Origin of the sequence: Marinoscillum sp. 108 (genome assembly GCF_902506655.1) — a bacterium.
Lineage (GTDB): Bacteria > Bacteroidota > Bacteroidia > Cytophagales > Cyclobacteriaceae > Marinoscillum > Marinoscillum luteum.
This window is the reverse complement of the sequence record NZ_LR734819.1, coordinates 54790-75207: the sequence shown is the minus strand read 5'-3', so window position 1 is coordinate 75207 and position 20418 is coordinate 54790. Positions and strand designations below refer to the sequence as shown.

Annotated in this window: 21 protein-coding genes; 6 read left to right on the top strand and 15 right to left on the bottom strand. The window is 46.1% G+C overall.

Annotated features, from left to right (window positions below; translation table 11 throughout):
• Positions 1-28: 28 nt before the first annotated feature.
• The 12 genes from GV030_RS20935 to GV030_RS20880 all read right to left on the bottom strand — a co-directional run bounded on the left by GV030_RS20935 (position 29) and on the right by GV030_RS20880 (position 12557).
• Positions 29-1150, bottom strand: a complete 1122-nt coding sequence (locus tag GV030_RS20935; protein ID WP_159585372.1) for a DUF4856 domain-containing protein — start codon at positions 1148-1150, stop codon at positions 29-31.
• 284 nt (positions 1151-1434) lie between these two features.
• Complete coding sequence (locus GV030_RS20930) at positions 1435-3054, bottom strand: PepSY domain-containing protein (RefSeq protein WP_159585370.1); 1620 nt, start codon at positions 3052-3054, stop codon at positions 1435-1437.
• Complete coding sequence (locus tag GV030_RS20925) at positions 3051-3347, bottom strand: hypothetical protein (protein ID WP_159585368.1); 297 nt, start codon at positions 3345-3347, stop codon at positions 3051-3053. The genes GV030_RS20930 and GV030_RS20925 overlap by 4 nt, the downstream gene beginning before the upstream one ends.
• Positions 3347-3682: a hypothetical protein gene (locus GV030_RS20920; RefSeq protein ID WP_159585366.1), complete on the bottom strand. Its 336-nt coding sequence runs from the start codon at positions 3680-3682 to the stop codon at positions 3347-3349. Before GV030_RS20920 ends, GV030_RS20925 begins: the two co-directional genes overlap by 1 nt.
• Positions 3682-4419 carry a DUF4198 domain-containing protein gene (locus GV030_RS20915; RefSeq protein ID WP_159585364.1) on the bottom strand — a complete coding sequence of 246 codons (738 nt, stop codon included), beginning with the start codon at positions 4417-4419 and terminating at the stop codon, positions 3682-3684. Before GV030_RS20915 ends, GV030_RS20920 begins: the two co-directional genes overlap by 1 nt.
• A gap of 57 nt (positions 4420-4476) precedes the next feature.
• Complete coding sequence (locus GV030_RS20910; protein ID WP_159585362.1) at positions 4477-5736, bottom strand: DUF4374 domain-containing protein; 1260 nt, start codon at positions 5734-5736, stop codon at positions 4477-4479.
• A gap of 29 nt (positions 5737-5765) precedes the next feature.
• Positions 5766-8096, bottom strand: a complete 2331-nt coding sequence (locus GV030_RS20905) for a TonB-dependent receptor (protein WP_159585360.1) — start codon at positions 8094-8096, stop codon at positions 5766-5768.
• 222 nt (positions 8097-8318) lie between these two features.
• Entirely contained in the window at positions 8319-8849 is a 531-nt protein-coding gene (locus tag GV030_RS20900) for a ferritin (RefSeq protein ID WP_159585358.1), read from the bottom strand.
• A gap of 79 nt (positions 8850-8928) precedes the next feature.
• Positions 8929-9279, bottom strand: a complete 351-nt coding sequence (locus GV030_RS20895; RefSeq protein WP_159585356.1) for a hypothetical protein — start codon at positions 9277-9279, stop codon at positions 8929-8931.
• Between the two features lie 376 nt (positions 9280-9655).
• A complete protein-coding gene (gene feoB / locus GV030_RS20890) occupies positions 9656-11620 on the bottom strand; it encodes a ferrous iron transport protein B (protein ID WP_159585354.1) in 1965 nt (654 codons plus the stop codon).
• Position 11621: 1 nt separating this feature from the next.
• Positions 11622-11840, bottom strand: a complete 219-nt coding sequence (locus GV030_RS20885; RefSeq protein ID WP_159585352.1) for a FeoA family protein — start codon at positions 11838-11840, stop codon at positions 11622-11624.
• A 75-nt stretch (positions 11841-11915) separates the two neighbouring features.
• Positions 11916-12557: a response regulator transcription factor gene (locus tag GV030_RS20880; RefSeq protein WP_159585350.1), complete on the bottom strand. Its 642-nt coding sequence runs from the start codon at positions 12555-12557 to the stop codon at positions 11916-11918.
• Between the two features lie 138 nt (positions 12558-12695).
• Between GV030_RS20880 and fumC the strand changes: the two genes are divergently transcribed.
• The 3 genes from fumC to map all read left to right on the top strand — a co-directional run bounded on the left by fumC (position 12696) and on the right by map (position 15666).
• A complete protein-coding gene (fumC, locus tag GV030_RS20875) occupies positions 12696-14099 on the top strand; it encodes a class II fumarate hydratase (RefSeq protein ID WP_159585561.1) in 1404 nt (467 codons plus the stop codon).
• 76 nt (positions 14100-14175) lie between these two features.
• Entirely contained in the window at positions 14176-14778 is a 603-nt protein-coding gene (locus tag GV030_RS20870; protein ID WP_159585348.1) for an SPOR domain-containing protein, read from the top strand.
• Between the two features lie 96 nt (positions 14779-14874).
• Positions 14875-15666: a type I methionyl aminopeptidase gene (gene map / locus GV030_RS20865; protein ID WP_159585346.1), complete on the top strand. Its 792-nt coding sequence runs from the start codon at positions 14875-14877 to the stop codon at positions 15664-15666.
• A 4-nt stretch (positions 15667-15670) separates the two neighbouring features.
• Here the strand turns inward: map and GV030_RS20860 are convergent, their stop codons facing one another.
• Positions 15671-16060, bottom strand: coding sequence for a VOC family protein (locus GV030_RS20860; protein WP_159585344.1), 390 nt, complete (start codon positions 16058-16060; stop codon positions 15671-15673).
• A gap of 93 nt (positions 16061-16153) precedes the next feature.
• On the opposite strand from GV030_RS20860, the gene GV030_RS20855 reads away from it, so the two are divergent.
• From GV030_RS20855 to GV030_RS20845, 3 genes are all read left to right on the top strand, one after another.
• Positions 16154-17914: a chloride channel protein gene (locus GV030_RS20855; RefSeq protein WP_159585342.1), complete on the top strand. Its 1761-nt coding sequence runs from the start codon at positions 16154-16156 to the stop codon at positions 17912-17914.
• Between the two features lie 441 nt (positions 17915-18355).
• Complete coding sequence (locus tag GV030_RS20850) at positions 18356-18823, top strand: TlpA disulfide reductase family protein (RefSeq protein WP_159585340.1); 468 nt, start codon at positions 18356-18358, stop codon at positions 18821-18823.
• An 8-nt stretch (positions 18824-18831) separates the two neighbouring features.
• Positions 18832-19461, top strand: coding sequence for a thioredoxin family protein (locus tag GV030_RS20845; RefSeq protein WP_159585338.1), 630 nt, complete (start codon positions 18832-18834; stop codon positions 19459-19461).
• 44 nt (positions 19462-19505) lie between these two features.
• Here the strand turns inward: GV030_RS20845 and GV030_RS20840 are convergent, their stop codons facing one another.
• Positions 19506-19952: a hypothetical protein gene (locus GV030_RS20840; protein ID WP_159585336.1), complete on the bottom strand. Its 447-nt coding sequence runs from the start codon at positions 19950-19952 to the stop codon at positions 19506-19508.
• A gap of 37 nt (positions 19953-19989) precedes the next feature.
• On the bottom strand, positions 19990-20409 hold the full coding sequence (locus GV030_RS20835; RefSeq protein ID WP_159585334.1) for a DUF1761 domain-containing protein: 420 nt from the start codon (positions 20407-20409) through the stop codon (positions 19990-19992).
• Between the last annotated feature and the right edge of the window lie 9 nt (positions 20410-20418).

Below are 20418 nucleotides of genomic sequence, written 5' to 3'. Positions count from 1 at the left end.
ATAATGTAGCGCCTGGTAATGGCTTCATTTATAACTCGTCCGCAATATCGGTCAAAGCCGGATAAGCAGTGGCCAAAATGTTCTTGGCATTGTTCAAGCTAGTCACGGAAATTGTCCAGAAGTCACCATTCGTACCAAAGCCAGCATTCAGCACTTCATTCAGCTCCTCAGTGGTTATCTGCTTGTAAGGGCTGTATTTCAGGGCCATCGCAAAACCGTAGCCTTCTGATGCATGATGAAATAATGAGCCCTGATCATCTCCGCTTAAATCAGCAATGCTTTCATTGATATAATGGATGGCTGTGGCAGCTACTATCAGCTCAAATTCAGTGTAGATAATATCCCTTTGCTCATCTCTAATCTCATAAGTCTTGTTGACTATCGCCGTTCTACCTTTCAGGAAAGCATCCTTCAGTTTGGTGGCACTTCCGAGATAGCTTTCTCTCCCGTATGTATAGTTGCCCAGAAACCGATTTTCGCCATCTACATCAAATTCAGGATTCACACCCCAGTAACCAAAGGCTTCATCCCAGTGGTGTTCCATGGCAGTATAGTTTTTATCAGCTTCCAGCTCTGTATTCTCTACACCATTGCCAATTTTGGCGTCCGTCAAATAGCTGTTGTAGATCTGGTTGAGAAACGTTGCTCCCATAAGGCCCTTTTCCACCAACTGCGTATACTCCCAGCCTTTTTCATCTACCAAAATCTGCCTATCGGCTCCTCTCGAGATAAGACCCGCCTTTCCTTGAGAAGCGCCTGTTTCTGAAGCACTGGCCGATGCAGCAGAAGCCAGGATACTGCTGAAAAATGTGACATCCGCAGCGAATGTCTTATCCTTTAGCTGCTTGCCGCTCTCATTGAGTTCTGCACTAGAAAAAGGATTGTTTTCATTGGCAAACATGTCCAGGAGAACCTCCTCAGATAGCACTGCTCCGTCATTGGCCGTACCGATATAGGCCTTCAGCTCTGCCAACATATCCAGTCTTGCAGTCTGACCGGAATAATCCACAGTGGAAGCTCCATCCCTGGTAAACTCATAGGTGGAAGGAATCTCCAGAGACACGTCATCATCATCCCCTTCGTTACATGAGCTTAGACTGCCTGCCAAAAGGGCCCCTGATATTAATAATATCGTATTTAGTTTATTCATTTTGTTGATCGTTCTTTATTTGGACTAATTCTAAATAAGTGCAAAGATGTGCCAAATGGAGTCGGCTATCAATCGCTAGTGATAGGCAAAATACAATTTCACTACCCCTAGTTATGAATCCCTAGAACTAGTGAGACCACTTGCCTTCAGGCGGTTTTGCAGGTATGGACATGGTGTGGTCCGGACGAAATCGGTCAAAATGCGTTCACGATCTGCAGGGTTATTTTGAATCTGTTCCTGCAGAGCCAGAAGTATTCGGTCAAAGTCCTCGATGGTACCCATGATCAAAACGTACTGGCCTCAATCAATTCGCACGCTTCGCTTGGGGCTTCCTTTTCCAAAAGGGGACCTGGCAGTCTTGTTTTCAACCTCAAAAAGACCAGTAGAGAAATCAGCGATGTAACGAACCAAAAAGCATCTACCACAAAAATCTGTAGTTGCTGAACATTATAAGTATACCACATCCAGTTTCCGGTAACCATCCCATTCACAACTGGAATGGCAAAACCCAAAATGGAGCCCAGAAGCAAACAGTATTTGCTTGTCAGATAATTGTTTCGGCATATGGCAAAGCCGATACTCAGTATCAGCCAGGAAGTGAAAAACATGCTATATATAAACACATGCGGTGCAAGGTCACCCGCATCATGTACCAACCGGACCATGCTGAATAACAATGCTATCGACGGATACATGCTGAGTGAGATCGCCACAAAAATACTGGCAACCCACTGGTTGGCATTTCTCTTCCAGGGCACTGTGCTCCTTCTGTCACGGGCTTCTACCCAAAGTAACACACCAGAAAGAATCACAAAACAAGTAATGATCCCAAAAACAAAGTAGATGATCTTAAGGCCATACCCGCCAAAATCTCCAAAATGGAGCCTGCGCATCATTTGATCCACTCCGACGATATAGTTAATGGATTCTTCATCTGTTTGGTCAATCAGTACACCCGTCTTATCGAAAGTAGCCCTTCCCAGCCCCAGCAGCGCACCCCTGGATTGAGGCCTGACTTCCACCAAAATTTTCATGCTTTCATCACCGTAGTTCTGAATACAAAGCCTGCTCAAAACTGCATTGTTCCAGGAAGATTGGGCCCGTTTGACCAGTTCGTTCGGACTCTGATCAAAATCAACCGGATGATTGGCAAAACCTGGAGATAGGGGCTGATCCAGGAGTTCGCGGTACATCAGATTCCGATCATTGTCATAGATCAACGAACTGGCCGGACCCAGCATGATGGTGGTACCAATAATCAGCACTGCGCCTGTTACTGAAAATATAAACTGAAAGGGCAGCCCGATAAAGCCCAATGCGGTATGAGCGTCGGTCCAGACTGTTTTGAGCTTGGCCCAGGGTCTGAACAGGTAGAAATTACTCACAATCTTTTTCCAATGAACAATGAGCCCGGTGACGATCGCAAACAGGAAAAAGAAGGCCACAAAACCTGAAAGCAGGTAGCCGTATGGGTAGGGGATCTGAGCAAAGAAGTGTAACCGATAAATAAACTCGCCCAGGGTATAGGTGGAGTAGTAGGTGCCCTCCTCATAGGTCTTCGTATCCAGATATGTGTAAACGCTCCTTTTGGCACTTTCAGTGGCTGATGTATCCTGAGAAGGTTCAATAGTAACAGCCACATTACGCTCCTGATGTGGCTGCCGGATATTAATGGTACGACCCCTGAGGTCACCGTACCTCGTGGCTAAAGTGTCCAGAATCTGATCAAAATCAGCATTCATCTGTGTTTGGGCTTTGATGGGCTGATTGCGCTCCCATGCTATGATATCATCCCTAAAAAAACTGATGGAGCCCGCAAAAAAGATCACATAAAGTGCCACACTGATGACGAGCCCGCTCACCGTATGGGTATGAAAAAGCACATTATAGATGCGGTTGCTCATAGGGGCAGGGTATATTGATTGAAATAAAAAACAGCAGAAAAAACAGTGGCCAAAACGAGATAAAGTAGCCAGGCCAGCCAGCCATTTCTGAATAAAAAAGCAACAATCATCAACCCGGCCCAGAGGATAAACCCTCCGAAAATCAAAGTCACCATTACTCCGGCCCGATCCCACCAGAGTGAAAGCGCCATGAACAAACTCACGGTAACCGCATAGCCACCCAAAAAACCGGCAGTGATTTTGGCAAAGCGCTGGTGAAATGATTTTGTCAGATGTTTTTTGTGAGCCGGCATCAGAGCGTGATTTCTATAAGGGCTGACAAAAGGGTGACAACCGCTATATTCTTTCCGCTGATGTAGCCCAGTGGTGCCAGTAGAATAATCAGACTGGATACGATCGTCAGCAGGATTAAAAAGACAAACAAACCAGACCCTAAACCATAACTAAGCACACAAAGCACAAAACCTACCAGCAATCCAATCAAACCAAAGGGGAGGCCTCTGGTCAGATTAGGTCGCCCGGATTCGGATCGTCTATTGAGCGCGGCAACTGCTACTCTTCGGGAGGTTTGGTAACAAGCCCAAAAACCCAGAATGGTGAATAGGAAACTCAGCGTAATCATCCTCATCAAAGTGATATGGCATACGTGGCACAATGCCAGATAAATTCATATTCTTCACCGTGATACGTACCAGGTACCTCCTCTTTTTTGGTAGCCTCTATGGTATACCTGGTAGCCCAGGGTAAATCAAATCTTACCTGACCGTTCTCGTCTGTCGTAAGCTTCTTGCTCCAGAGATCAGCCACATAAATGGCTACTTCCTGCTCGGCCAAGGGTTTCCCCTGGTACAGGACTTTGAGTACCACTTCGGCACCTACATCAGCTTTGTCTGCAGCGCTGTTCACCAATACCAGACCCTTGTCGTTTGTGGCTTTGGTCTCTGTACTTTCGCCACCCACTACCACCCTGGCAGTGGAGTGATAGTGGGTCTTAAAAACCCCAAAATCATACTGGGTGTAATCAATCACCTCGATCTCGTCATTGTTTAACGTGACGGTGTAAGTGCCCTTTTCCGTAGGAGTAAAAATTCCTTCAAAAGCATCCCCTTTGACGGATGTGGGGATTTCATGTTTCAGGCCAGATGGGGTCACCACCGACAGTTTGAAGTTTTTTACTGCTGCAAAATTCTCCCCAGAAGGGTCCTCCACTACGCCATAGGTATATTCGCCAAAGAACACTTTTACCGCGTGGGCCTTGCCCAACTCACCAGACTCGGAGGTCTCCAGCCACATGTAATGCGCAAAGGACTGGGCGCATGCCATCATCACCAGAACCAGAGTAAGTATTGTTTTTGATTGATTCATAAGATTTGAAAAAGGTATGAGCCCAGGGAATCTCCCATAGGCTCTTTTTTAGAATAATTAATTATGCTTGAAAATGCCCTGAAGCTCAATACCTTCTATTTCGGCACCACGCTCGGCGGTGGCTGTCTCCGGATCTATTCGGTAGACATAGGCTTTTCCGGTTTCATTTTGTCTGATGGACATGTATACTTTGCCGTCTTCCACCAGGTAGGGCGTCTGATACTGTCCTGCGTGCACCGGGATGTCTGACACTCTGGTCAAAGTCCTGGCTTCAAGGTCGATTACCGCGACTTCCATCACGTCAAAATTTCCAAATCCAGCCCACTGCACCTCCCGACCGGTATCATTTTCAGGGTCAGAAATTCTGGCCACAGCCTTCCCGCCACCGGCATACACTGCATTTTGTATTTTGTATCCATAATCCTCCTCCACATTGAAGAAATAATCCTGATCAAACTCCGTGGCACCAGCCTTGATTCTGAGTACTCCGGAGGGTTGACTCACATGTGTAAATCCTGCGAAATAAGACGAAGACGAGATGGTGTAAATGTCTCCACTCTCAGTGGTCACGAGAGACGGCTGGCCACCGTAATAGCCAATTGGGCTCGTTCGGTCATCCTCAAAAGTTTTGAGATACTCTAAACCCGGATAGGAATACACCGTCACGTAAGCCTTATCCACCAGCGGGGTCTCCCAGGAGGTACCGTGTAGAGGATAGAAAGACACGTATAATTTGTCACCAGCCAGGTAAGTGCTGGTAGGCCAGGCATTGAGCCGCACCTCTTCATCCAAAGAGTCCACATAAAAGTAGGATTCGTAAATCGGGTGTTTCACGGTCTTCGTGATGGCCACATCCCCTGCGTCTACCACTTGCAACTGACAGTCATATGAACCCCCGCCCCACGGAGCGCCAATGGCCAGAAACGAATCTCCCTCCAAGGAACCTACACAGTCTATTCTTTCAAATACAAACTTTGAGTTTAAATACAATTCCCCGGCATCCACCTTATACCCGATGCACTCATTGAGGGTGTAGCCAATCGAAAGATAGTTGTCACCTACAGCAGTGTAATATGACCAACCAGACTGCTCTATGCCCTGACCCTCTGAAGTGATCACTCCCGACATCAGGTCATCCACCGACACGATATAGTCTGCAGAGGCGTCTCCCTCTGTGGCCCGCAGACCCACCACGTAGCCTGACCAACCTTCTTCACCCTCATCGGGATCAGGCTCATCACTAGGTTCACAAGAGGTAGTTGAAAGGATAAAAAATGAGCTCAAAAGGGCCCATACACTTAGTTTGATATTCTTCATTGTTCTGTTTATTTAAGTTTTTAAAATGATCAGTTGGATAGAAAATAGCTCAGCTTCAGGCTGAAAGATCGCCCGGGCTTTTGCATGGCGAAGTTGTCATACACTATGGTGTTGGTGATGTTGTTGCAGGCCAGTGAGGCACTGTATTTTCCTTCATCGAATGCATAGGACAATGCCAGGTTGTGCGAAAGCTGCCGGGGAATGTCATACTTGTATTTTTTGGTCCCCTGACTTGGCCATTTCCAGTAAAACTGATCCACAAACAGGGAGAGCCAGTTGATAGAAAGCCGACTATCTTCTAATCCCACATGGTGGAATTGAACCCCGGCCGTGAGATTCCCAAAGAGGAAAGGCTGATTGGGCAGGTCGTCTTTAAAAAGGCGATCACTTTCATCTGCATTGATGTTCTTTTGCTTGGTGACGTTGATCCCCAGGTTAAGCAGACGCATATAAGTATATTGAACCCCTCCCTCTATGCTGGCGAGGTTGACTTTCGCCTGGTTGACATAATTAGAGTTTCGAGGCTGTGAGGCGTCAAGTCTTATAAAATTGGACGCTTTACGGTAGAGGTAGTTTCCTTCAAACCGAATGGTGTGGTCTTTGAATACTTTGCTCACCAAAATGCCCGCATTGTAGTTATTACTTTGCTCGGGTTCCAGAGTAGTATTGGCCAAGACAGTCAGGCCATTTCCAAACATCTCTTCACCTTCTGGCAATCGGTAGGTATTTTCATACGAAAGCTTCACCTGTGCCCAGGGCGTCACAAAATAGGTAGAGGCTACGCCATAGCCGTTGAGTAAGAACTGAATATTATATTCTTCAAACTCATCCGTATCTTCACTCTCCACCTGGGTACTGGAGTGCATCATAAAAGCCTTGGTGAAAACGGACGTCTTCCATTGATCATCCATCAGACTCAGGCTGTAAGAAAGCGCTGAGATGTTTTTGGTGATGGTATTTGGGGTGGTAAAGGGCACCTCACTGAGGTCACGCATCGGATCTTTACCTACCCTGGAAAATTGACTAAACGTGTGATTGACCGAAACCGAATGATTCTTGCCCAATTGGTAGCTCAGGTTGGCCGTAGCCAGGTAGGACTCATCGTCATAGCTAAATAGAGATTTGTTATAGGAGAATTCTCCGGCATTATTGATCCGGGTGCTGTAATCCCCATACCAGTTGTAGGTTCGTGAACTCGTGTCTGCCCGCACGGCTTTTCTCCGGTTGTACATGGCATATGCCCGCAGGTCCAGTCCCGTCACGAAAAGATTAGACTTTCTATACTTGAATGTAGGAATGAGTACCTGATCGGTGGTCATCACTTCCCCAAACACATCCTGCATGTTCAGGCCTGTTTGTACCTCCTTTTCATTGCCGGATGCGATCAATCCCACAAACAGCCGATCGGCAAATGGTTTATTGACCACCCCTAATTCCAACTGGGCCGTTTGTGATTGATAGGCATCATGAAAACGCCTCACATCCACCGTGTCCAGCTTTCCCGAACCATCGGATCTGGGCACTTCCACATCCCGCATCATATAGTTGTTGTCAGAGTAGTTCAAAAACAGATTGGCATTGAAAGAAAGGCCTGTGCGGGGTTCTGTATACCTGGCCAGTACTGATGCCCGGTGGGTATTGAATGACCCAATGGCATAAGAGGCATTGAGATAATTTCGAACATTCTGGTCAGTGGTGACATTCACCGCTCCTCCCAAAGCGTCGGAACCGAGGTGTACTGGTACCACCCCTTTATATACCTCTATCCCGGTGATCATGTTGACAGGGATGTTATTCAGCGAGAGAGATGAACCAAAGTTGTCCATAGGAATGCCGTCCAGAAAGAACTTCACCTGCTTGCCGGTAAAGCCATTGAGTGAAAAATCGAAACCGGAGCCCATTCCTCCCTGCTCACGAATCCTCACACCCGATACTGTCCCAAGAATCTGATTGACATCCAGGTTTTGTACTTTCAGAGGTTTCACATCCACCACCGACACAGCAAAAGGCTGCTCTCGTGTTTCTGTATGCTCGGACTTACCGATGACCTGTACCGCACTAAGCTCCGTGGTACTTGACCTGAGTTTAATCTTCAATGTAGTGGTTGATCTGTCCACCTGCTGCTCCGTGGATTCGAATCCAATCCCTGAAAAAACCAGTATAGATTGGCCCATCAGTGGTAGCGAGAAAGAACCAGAGAGGTCTGTAGAGACACCTGATCCGGTTCCCTTGATGGTCACCGTGATTCCGGGTATCCCTTCACCCGCTTCATCTGTCACGATCCCCTGCACCTGATAAGACTGGGCGAGGACGGTGAAAGTGATTAAAACCTGTGCTATATAGAGTAAGAGTTTTTTCATTTGCCTGATTATTTAGAATCATTCTAAACAACAACGCAAATGTGGCCCGATCAACGCTCTCTGTCAATCGCTAGTGATGAGGGTTTTTAGACTCATTAAAACTAGTTACGGCTCCTATGGGTAGTGATACCAGGTTTAGTGATACCTCCCTTAAAGTAGTGAAATAAAAAAAAGGAGAACCGTCACTGATTCTCCTTTTATTATCTTATTGATTATTCAATTTTATCCTTCAGCACTGTACTCGATGGTGAGCACCCGCTCCTCGATCATTCCCAGGGCAATCTTATCTTCACCCAAAACGTCAAAAAGCTCCAATGTTCTTCTGGCTACAAATTCCTCTTCGATTTGCTCCTGCACAAACCATCTTAGAAACTCTTCAGTAGCGATATCGCCTTCCTTTCTGCAGACGCGTACCATGTCGTGGATAGAATCCGTCACCGCTATTTCCATTTCCAAAGCTGTCTCAAACACAGACCTGAGGGAAGCAAACTCATGCTGAGACTCACCTACAGAGGGTGAAATAGCATCACATTCCATATCGGTCAGGTATCGAAAAAACTTCATCTGGTGTTTTCGCTCCTCGTCAGACTGCTTGAAAAAATGAGCCGCACAGTTGTCATAGCCACGGGTATCGCACCAGGCAGCCATGGCCAGGTAAGCAGCAGAAGACTGAGCTTCCATTTTAATTTGCTTATTGATGGTATTGACAATGTCCTCTTTCAATACCGAGTGTCTTCTCAGGATGTCTTTCATGGTCGCAAAAATTTAATTCGGGTGTAAAAGAACTACAAAAGCCCCCAATTACCATAAAGAAGGCTAATTTAAAATGAGTCTAAAGTGGTCTTCTCACCAGCTGTCTGTGGATTACGCTGTTCAGTTCCAGCATGGCAAATGCGCCTGCCAGCAGCTCCTTGAGCTCCAGTATGTTCTGAATAGTCAGCACAAAAAGACGATCGCAATGAGGCATGTGGAGTACTTCTACATCCTGGTTTTCACTCATTAGCATCGCCGGGAGGTCAATGGCCTGAAGCTTTCGTTTGAAGGTGATCAACTCACAGACCCGAAAAGAAAGCTCCTCCTGATGAAAGGCCAGCTGAAACCGCTCGGTCGCATCACTTTGACTCAGCGACCCATTTTCCGTTTCAAAAATCATCTCTTCCCTTCTCACCAAGACCTCACTCATATTTTGGGACACTTTTTACAGTGGCGACCTTTTTTCTTGTACTTCTTGCAGCATTTTTTGAATACGCACTCTTCCCCCTCCATGAGGCTTTTGCCTTCAAAAGGATTGAAAAAATTGCTCTGCTGCTCGTTAGTTTCTTGAATCATTATTTAGAATAATTCTTAATAGCAAAATTGGAGGTAAAAACCACAGCAATCAATAGCTATGGATAGTCAAATGAATCACTAGAAGTAGTGAGGAAATTAGCGTCGGGCGAGCTCCTTGGCAGCACACTTTTCACAGCCGGGGCTCTGCTTACCAGAGAAGTTCAAATAAAGCTTTCTGCCCAGCCAGAAGGCTGCAGCCAGAAAAAGGGTTATTACAATAACTGTCTGTATCATTTCAGCAATTGATAAGTGATCAATGCAGCGACATAGGCCAACCCGGTCATGTAAACTAATTGTATCAATGGATATTTCCAGTTTTTAGTTTCACGCAACACAATCGCCAGTGTACTCATGCATTGCATGGCAAAGGCGTAAAAGATCATCAGTGATAAACCTGAAGCCAAAGTGTAAACCGGCCTACCTGTCAAACTATTTTTTTCAGACCGCATCCGCTCCAGGAGGGTTCGCTCCGTATCAAAGTTTTCGCCCACACTATAGATGGTGGCCATAGAGCCCACGAAGACTTCACGCGCAGCAAATGAGGTGATAAGCGCAATGCCAATCTGCCAGTTGTATCCCAAAGGTCTGATCACCGGCTCAATGGCATGCCCCAAAATACCAATGTAAGAATTGGCCAAACTCACTGAAGCTACCTGCTGCTCAAACTCCTCCTGGCTCACCTCAGAGGTGGGTTCGGGGATAGCAGCAACTGCCTCCTCTATCCGGTCACCCGGCCCAAAGGAAGCCAACACCCAAAGGATAATGGAAATGCTAAAAATGACTTTGCCGGCATCAAATACGAAAAGTCTTACTTTTTCCCATAAGGTGATCACCAGATTATTCCATCTGGGCATTTTGTAAAGCGGCAACTCCATCACCAAAAAGCTCTTCTCTTTGGTCTGGATGAAAAACTTAAAGATCAACGCAATGAGCAATGCCGCCACCAAACCTATGAGGTATAGACCAAGCAGTACAAGGCCTTTGAGATTGAAAGGGCCTATAAATGTATCCGGCACCACCAGAGCAATCAAGAGGGTATAAACCGGCAAACGAGCAGAACAGCTCATCAGTGGTGTGACCATAATGGTGATCAGGCGTTCCTTCCAATTGTCAATGGTACGGGTAGCCATAATGGCCGGAATGGCACATGCCACACCCGATATGAGCGGAACCACACTTCTTCCATTGAGTCCAAATGGACGCATGAATCTGTCCAGAATAAAAACCACCCGGCTCATATAGCCCGTTTCTTCCAGGATAAAAATGAACCCGAAAAGCAAGGTGATCTGCGGGATGAAAATCACCACACCTCCCAGCCCGGGAACGATTCCTTCGGCTATGAGATTCGTGAGAAGGCCTTCCGGCAAGGTGTTTTTCACCCACTTGCTCATGGACAAGAAGAGCGTGTCGATAAGATCCATTGGCCACTCCGCCCAGGCGTAAATCGCCTGGAAAATCATTAATAGAATGCCAAGGAAAATCAAATAGCCAAAAACCGGATGCGTCAGCACACGATCCACTGCCCTATGGCGGTTGATGATTGATTTCCTGACAGGCTTTTGTTTCACAACAAACTTCAAGATCTGTGTAATCTTTCGGTAGCGCTTCTCTACCCTCGTTTTTTGTTCAGTGTTATCAGTGATCAGAAACTGTCCTTTGTCAAACTCTCCACCCAAAAATGGCTGAGACGCCTGATGAGGTTTATGACTGATTATTTCGTCTACCAATTCATTAATGCCCACCCCTGTCCGAGCCACGATTGGCACTATTTGCACACCTCCCAATAACTCGCTGAGCTTTTCGGTATCTATCACCAACCCTTTCTTGTCCGCAATGTCGGTCATGTTCAGCGCCATGGTCACAGGCACACCCATGTCCAGCACCTGAGTAAAAAGCAGGAGGTTTCGCTCCAGGTTAGAAGCATCCACTACCACCACAATCCGGTCCGGATAATCCGCGTGCTGCTGATTGCCCAGGATATCGTATACCACCTGCTCATCCTGCGTCTTGGGATAGAGGCTGTAGATGCCCGGCAGGTCTATGATTTCGTGGGGAGTATGTGATCGCTTGAGGATACCCGATTTCTTATCTACGGTCACCCCAGGGAAATTCCCGATCTTCTGATTGAGACCGGTGAGTTGATTAAAAACAGAAGTTTTACCTGAGTTGGGATTCCCAACCAATGCAATTTTCATCTTATTCCACCTCTACAAGTGATGCCTCGTCTATTCTTAGAGAGAGCGTGTAGCCATCCAGATCCACGGCGATAGGGCCTCCAAAAGGAGCCCTAAAAACTATCTGCACAGATTTACCCGGATACATCCCCATATCCATCAACTTAGAGGTAAGCCCATTTTGAGTAAGGGCTTTGATGGTCACACTTTGGTTGGTTTTTAGGGTATCTAGTGTCAGCATATTATTTGGTTGCAAAATAACTGAGGTATTCCGGCATTAGCAATAGCGATTTCTAGTGAAATGTCATGACTTATATCATACTTTGACCAGTCCACTTTCCATGGCATAGACGATAAGTTCCGTTGGTGATTTAAGGTTGAGTTTCTTGAGAATATTCTTTCTGTGTGAATTGATCGTGTGAACACTCAGATGCAGCGTTTCAGCTATGTCGGCCGTTCGGTATCCTTTCGTAATCAGGTTCAGCACCTCGTATTCTCTGGGTGACAGCTCCGTGGGTTCACAATTATTCTCACGAGCTCGCTTATCTTCCTCCACCAGCAAATCCAGAATTCTGTTGCAGTAAAAGCGGGTGTTAAGCGCCACCGATTCAATGGCGTTTAAAATCTCCTGACGGCTGCAGTTCTTCGTCACTATCCCTTTGATCCCCAACTCCAACAGATCCTTGATCGCCTGACGGTTATCTTCGTTGGTAATGATCAATACATTGGTCGCCTGAGAATTGACTACTTGCTTCAATAAAGAAAGGAGCACCGGGTCCTGACTTTTATAGTCCATCAGGAGCACATCCGGATGGTGTGATAAGACGGCACCCAGCAGATTTTCGGGCTCTTCCACAGTACCCAATAGCTCAAACTCCTCCTTCTCTCCAATGAGGTGAATGAGTCCTGCTCTTGTTAGAAACTGAAAGTCAGAAATGAGAACTTTTGTGCTTTTCATCTATTTAGAATAATTCTAAACTACGCAAACCTACTACTAAAACGGCAAAGAGACAATTCAGTTCTATTTACGGGCAAACGTCAGCAAGTTTGTGTTAATTTTGTCTAAGTCATTTCATTGAAAACACATTCTCAAAACATGGAGATTCGCATAGAACACGACACAATGGGGGAGGTACAAGTCCCTGCTGACAAGTACTGGGGAGCCCAGACACAACGATCCAGAGAAAACTTCAAAATAGGAGGTGCTAACATGCTCATGCCTCTGGAGATCATTCAGGCTTTTGCCATCCTGAAAAAATCTGCTGCTCAAGCCAATCTGGAACTGGGTGTACTGCCCAAAGAGAAATCTGATTTGATCGGGAAAGTCTGTGATGAAATCCTCACAGGTCAGCTGGATGATCAGTTCCCTTTGGTCATTTGGCAGACAGGATCCGGCACACAGTCCAACATGAACTGTAACGAGGTGATCGCCAACCGGGCACATGTGCTGAACGGAGGCAAACTGAGTGACGAGAAGAAATTCATTCACCCCAATGATGATGTCAACAAAAGTCAATCATCCAATGATACCTTTCCTACGGCCATGCACATCGCTTCCTACAAAATAGTAGTGGAGCACACCGTACCACGGGTGAAAAAACTGAGAGACACCCTCAAGGCCAAGTCTGACGCATTCCAACATGTGGTGAAGATCGGGCGTACCCACTTTATGGATGCTACCCCGCTGAGCCTGGGTCAGGAATTCTCTGGCTATGTATCACAACTTGATCACAGCTTAAAGGCACTCAATAACACGCTGGAACACCTCAGTGAGTTGGCATTGGGAGGTACTGCTGTGGGCACAGGCCTCAACACGCCTGCAGGTTACGATGTGCTGGTAGCTCAAAAAATAGCACAGAATGCCGGGCTTCCATTTGTCACTGCCGAAAACAAATTTGAGGCGCTAGCCGCACATGACGCCATCGTAGAAACCCATGGCGCCCTAAAACAACTGGCCGTGAGCCTGATGAAAATCGGTAACGACATTCGTATGCTTTGCTCCGGACCCAGAAGTGGTATTGGTGAGATCACCATCCCCGAAAACGAGCCGGGCTCCTCTATCATGCCGGGTAAAGTCAACCCTACGCAGTGTGAAGCCCTCACCATGGTATGTGCTCAGGTGCTCGGAAATGATGTGGCGGTATCTGCCGGTGGCATCTACGGACAGTTTGAGTTGAATGTCTTTAAACCCATGATGGTTTACAATCTGCTCACTTCCGCGCGTCTTTTGGGTGATGCCTGCGAATCTTTCAATGACCATTGTGCCATAGGTATCGAACCAAATTATCCGGTGATTAAGGAAAAACTAGAAAATTCCCTTATGTTAGTCACGGCATTGAATACTCATATTGGCTATGAAAATGCCGCTAAAATTGCGAAAAAAGCACATAAAGAAGGTTCTACCCTTCGCGAAGCAGCGATTCAACTGGGTCTGCTCACCAGCGAGCAGTTCGATGAGTGGGTGAAACCCGAAGATATGATTGGTAGCTTGAAGTCGTAAAAATTTGCGTTTTTTTTAGTTATTTTAGTACTTTAGTACTAGTTATGTAATTAATTATGAATCAATAGATTAAAACATGAAAAGGATCGTCACATTATTACTCCTGGTATTTTTCGTAACTGTAGGTTTTAACGCCTCAGCTCAAATGTCGAAAAGCGAACAAAAAGAGTGGAAAAAGAGAATCAAAGCGCTGGAGCCAGAACAGTACAAAGTGCTTATAGAAGAAAATAAATCTCTTAAAAGTCAGACAGCCAGCCTGAAGAATGAGCTAGCTGGAGTAGATGACAAATTGGCTGACAAGGATGAGCAAATTTCATCTTATCAGGCTCAGGTGTCCAAACTCAGAGATGAGTTGGCTGAAGCCAACACGAGACCAGCCGTACCGGCCAATGCGGATCAGGGCGGAATCAACGAAAACGTTGGTGTGGTTTTCAAAGTACAGATCGGGGCATACGCCAAAAAAGATCTGGCCAAATTTGATCAGGCCAAAAACTTCTCTCAGGAGAAAGATGGTAACCTGAACAAATTCACCATCGGTGCATTCAGAGACTATTGGGAAGCTGATACTTTCAAAAAATACCTGCGTGAAATGGGTGTTAAAGACGCTTTCATCGTGTCTTTCAAAGATGGCAAAAGAGTTGACATCAAAGAAGTACTGGAAGGTGTGACAAAATCTTAATCCTATTTAAATAACTTTCATATAGCAAATCAAAAAAACCCTCACCTTTATCGGGAGGGTTTTTTTATTACTTTTGTGCTCCCATTTTCACGGTATATGATCCATTACAAGTCCAAAGAAGAGATAGAACTCATTCGGCAGAGTGCACTGATAGTGTCTAAAACGCTGGCACTTATGGCCGAGCACATTCGGCCCGGCATCACTCCACTGGAGTTGGACAAGATCGCAGAAGAGTACATCAGAGATTCAGGAGCCGTTCCAGGTTTTCTGGGCCTTTATGATTATCCCAATACCATTATTACTTCAGTCAATGAGCAAGTGGTGCATGGCATCCCTACCAACCGTCCTCTACAGGAAGGGGACATTGTGGGCATGGACATTGGCGCTCTGAAAAATGGCTATTATGGTGATCACGCCTATACGTTTGCTGTAGGTGAGGTTAGCGACGATATCAAACAACTCCTGAAAGTCACCAAAGAGAGCCTCTACCTGGGAATTGCCCAGACCGTGGCAGGTAACAGGATGGGTGACATAGGCTATGCCATTCAAAATTACACGGAGAGCTTTGGATATGGAGTGGTGCGTGAGCTGGTAGGGCATGGACTGGGTAAGAAAATGCACGAATCTCCGGAAGTGCCCAACTATGGCAAAAGAGGACATGGCTCCAAGATAAAGGAGGGTCTGGTGATCGCCATAGAACCTATGATCAACATGGGTACCCGGCGGGTTATTCAACTTTCCGACGGCTGGACCATCGTGACGGCAGACAAAATGCCTTCAGCGCACTTCGAACACAATGTAGCTGTGGTAGATGGAAAGCCCGAAATTCTCTCCACCTTCAAATATGTGGAAGAAGCACTCGAAAAAGTCAACGGCTTAGTCATCTAACCTCCTAATCCCACATCCCCGCCGGCACGATCTCCAACACGTGACCATCCGGGTCTTCAAAATAGAAAGAACGGACAGAAGGCCTCCATTCCTGCTCATGAGTAATGGTCACGCCCAAGTCTATTATGCTTTTTTTCACACCTTCATAATCCTTAGGTGCTACTTCAAAAGCAATGTGCTGCTTCCCATCAGCAAAGTGTGGTGGCAGCATGGTTTCATTTCTGGTAGCCTCAGGGTTGAAGCACAACAGCACCGAGGAGCCAAGCCTGAAAAAAACATGTCGTTGCTTCTGATGTGAAATGACTTTCAAGCCTAAAATCCCTTCATAAAAATGTCTGGTCTGGTCCAAATCACGAACATATAAGCAGGTCTCCTTTATTTGGGTAAAGTCCATGGTCTTTTTTACTTTGTATTAAAGTTATCCTGAATCTGAAAATTATACCTTTGTGGCAAGGTGCCAAACAAAAAAATAAAGTTTTCCGGCTTGATGATGACGTTTTTGGTCTGGCGACTGAAACACATCAGTGACAACAATTTTATCTTGATTGTTGCGAGCGTGATCGGTCTCACGGCAGGTCTGGCGGCGGTCACCCTCAAGAGTACAGTGCATTATGTACAGCAGCTTTTGCAGCAAAATATAGATGTCACCCGCATCAACTACCTATACATCGTCTACCCGGTCATAGGCATTCTTTTGACGGTACTCGTCCGTAAATTTGTGGTAAGAGATACGCCAGGTCATGGCATCACCCGTATTCTCCGGGCCATCTCCAAGAGCTCCAGCCGCATCCGTAAACGATACATGATGTCCAACATGCTGAAAAGCGCCATCACAGTGGGCTTCGGAGGCTCGGTGGGGTTGGAGGCTCCCATTGTAGTCACGGGCTCGGCCATCGGATCCAACTTCGGGCAGTTTGTCCACCTCGATTACAAGAAAAGAACCCTGCTCATAGGCTGCGGTGCTGCCGGTGCTATCTCTGCCATCTTTAATTCTCCCATCGCAGGAGTCATTTTTGCGATTGAGGTCATCTTGACGGAAGTTAAAATCAGCAAATTCATCCCGATCCTCATTGCCTCAGTAAGTGGACAACTGGTCTCCATCGTTTTACTGGGAGAAGACATCCTGTTCTCTTTTAAGCTGGTGGATACCTTTTCGGCCAGGGATACTCCCTGGTACATTTTGCTGGGAATTGCATCAGGCATGGCATCCCTATACTTTATCCGGATTACCTATCTGGTGGAAGGCGCTGTAGAGAACATCAGAAATCAATACGGCCGTGCCATCTTTGGCGGCCTGGCGCTTGCTTTGATCATTTTCGTGTTTCCGCCCATCTACGGCGAGGGCTATGAGTCCATCAAAAGCCTGCTGCAGGGCAATGAAGTTAAATTTCTGAGTGGCAGCTTTTTTTATGGCCTGGCTGATCAGGAGCTTATCGTTATAGGCATTCTGCTTCTCGTCATTTTGGCCAAGCCTTTTGCCACAGCACTCACTCTGGGTTCAGGTGGTAGTGGGGGAGTATTCGCTCCATCATTGTTTATGGGTGGTGTCACAGGGTTCCTGTTTTCAAGGGTGGTGCAGTTCATCTTGCCAAGTAGCAATATTAGCGCCAGCAACTTCACCCTCGTAGGTATGTGTGGGGTCATGAGTGGGGTACTGCATGCTCCACTTACGGCCATATTCCTCATTGCAGAGATCACCAGTGGTTATATGCTCTTTGTCCCACTGATGCTAGTTTCAGCCATCAGCTTCACCACCATCTCCTACTTCGAAAAACACAGTATCTATACCAAAAACCTCATCGAAAAGGGAGACTTGATCCAGTACGACAGTGACCTGATTGTACTCAGCCTGATCGACCTCAAGAAAATTGTAGAGAAGGACTTGTTAACCATTCACCCCGACGCTAAGCTTCAGGAATTGGTAGGGCTGGTCAAAAAGAGCAAGCGAAACATCTTCCCGGTGGTCAATGATCGGAACGAACTGGAGGGAATCGTGACCCTGGATCACATCCGGGAAATCATGTTTGACCCTGAAAAACAGGCCAATGTAGTAGTGAAAACCATCATGCAGAAGCCTCCGGCCTATCTCAACCCTCAGGAAAAAATGCAATCCGTGATGAATAAGTTTGAGCTCACACAAGCATGGAACCTACCCGTTATAGACAATGGAAAGTATCTGGGCTTTATCTCCAAATCAAGGATATTCAACGCCTATCGTAAGAAGCTCATTCGTCAGACCAAAGAGTAGTGAAAAATTCAACCGACTGAACATCAATACCTTAAGAATTTGTGCTGGTTATTGTTCTTCAGAAAAATTTTGAACTTATCCACAAATATTTCATTGAGGTACATCGACATAAGTATCTGTTTTACAGGTATTTATGGTCGTTTTTTTAGGGGTTGTGGATAAAGTGAATAAAATGTGCATAAATATCAAATCTCAAATTTCGATTACTGATCTCTTTTTGTTAAAGCCACAGCCCAATCTTAGCCCAGGCCTCATCTGACCATTTATCGCGGCTCCTCCCCATTCCCGTATGCCCTTTTGGCTGTCACCCAATCCATTCTGGTCAATTAAAAAAATGACCTCAAACGTGTTCATATTTGTACTACATCATCTATTGGAAAAGTGCAATTAAGACACCGTTGATTAAACAAAATCGTTGGTTTCACGTATGCGTACCATAGAATGAAAAAAATCCTAATTCTATTTTGCACGCTTTTCATAGGCGTAGCTTCGGCACAGGAAATACGGCCTATTAAGCTTCCCGAACTCGAGCAACTCATCAACACAAATACAGGCAACCTGAAGGTGTTCAACTTTTGGGCTTCGTGGTGTGGTCCTTGTGTAAAAGAACTTGGCTACTTCAATGCTTTGGGTACCCAGGGCGATACCCAGGTCATTTTGGTAAGCCTTGACTTCCCGGAGGACATAGAAAAAGCCAGGAGAATTTTAGAGAAAAAGGAGGTCGGCCTCTCTACCTACCTTTTGGACGAAAAAGATTACGACAAATACATTACCTCTATAGACAATAGCTGGAGTGGTGCCATTCCGGCAACATTGTTTATAGATAAAAAAGGAAATAGATATTTTTACGAGAGCAGCTTCGAAAAGCAAGAGCTGGATAATGTAGTGAATAAATTAACTTCAAAATGACTGAAAATATGAAAAGGACATTCTTATTAGTGACTGGTTTGCTGGTTACTGTGGCTGTTTTATTCGTGAGTGCCACCGACACGCCGGAAGATGGCTATGGAGTTGGGGACTACGCCTCGGACTTTAAACTCAAAAATGTGGATGGTGCCATGGTTTCGCTGGCAGATTATAAATCCGCAAAAGGATTCGTTGTAGTTTTCACCTGCAACACCTGTCCCTACGCAAAACTCTACGAGCAAAGAATAATCCAGCTGGATCAGAAGTATGCGTCCAAAGGCTTTCCGGTGATCGCTATCAACCCTAATGATGTTAGCAAGCAACCGGAAGACTCCATGGAGGAGATGATGGCACGATCAAAGGAAAAAGGATATTCTTTCCCTTATTTGAGGGATGACAGCCAGGCAGTTGCATCCGCGTTTGGCGCGTCCAAAACACCACACGTCTATGTGCTCAATAAAGAGGCGGACGGCAAGTTCAAGGTAGAATACATTGGAGCCATTGATGATAGCCCCAGAGAAGCATCTGATGTGAAACAAAAATATGTGGAGGCCGCCATTGATGCCCTTTTAGCCGGCAAGAAACCCGCTATTACCACACAGCGAGCGATCGGATGTACCATTAAATGGAAAGACGCTTAAAATATATTGATCAATGTATCAGTAAAAAGCCCACCTGAAAGTTTTCAGGCGGGCTTTTTGTTAAACCACCGCTTATAAATGGGTTTTCTATACAGAAACTGAACCCAAAGGATCGGGTAAAGTAACAGGTCAGATACGAGTGAGCCAGTTGTAAATCGAATGGCATCCACAATTTCGGCACCTTCACCCACCTGCTTGACGGAATGCCGATGCTCCCATGTTTTTAGGAAGAAAGGCAGCTTTCTGCCGATATCTACAAAACTCCAGCTCGCTGCCTCCTCAGACACCTCTGTGATCTCACTGATCCACTGCTGCCTGAAAAGAAGGAAATTCAAATCAAGAGCCACCCAATCTCCTTTCTCACACCCGTCAAACCTCAGTAGTTTTACAGGAGGAAACGGGGGGTTCAAAGACAAAAAAAGCTGCTCCGTGAAGCCAGACTTCACCACCAGGCAGGAAGCCTGCACCCGGGTACTAACAAGTATACGCATGAGGTAAAAACCCTGCGCCTGCCATTAAGTTTTGAAATTATTTGGTCTTGGTCCAGGCACCCAGTATCATACCCGACACTGCCCATCCTACCACCTGAAAACCTCCCTCAAGCCACGCCAATGCATACGGATCGCCCGAAAACATGCCTCCTGACATCCCTGGCAGTAAATTGAAGGCAAAGCCAATGAGGAATCCGTGAATAGCTCCGGCTACCAGGGACCGTACATCCATCTTCACAAAAAACCAGGCCATTAAATACACAGGAACCACACTGGAGATCACGTTGGTGATCCACACGCCAGCACCAGGAGGGTTGGCCTGAGCATCTTCCATGGTAAGTCCTACCATACTCATCCAGGACTCGCCAAACAGCGGACCGTACCACAAAAATCCAAGTACGAACATCCAGATGACGGAAACGAGTACTGCGAGATGATTGATTTTAAGTTCATTCATAGTTGAAAA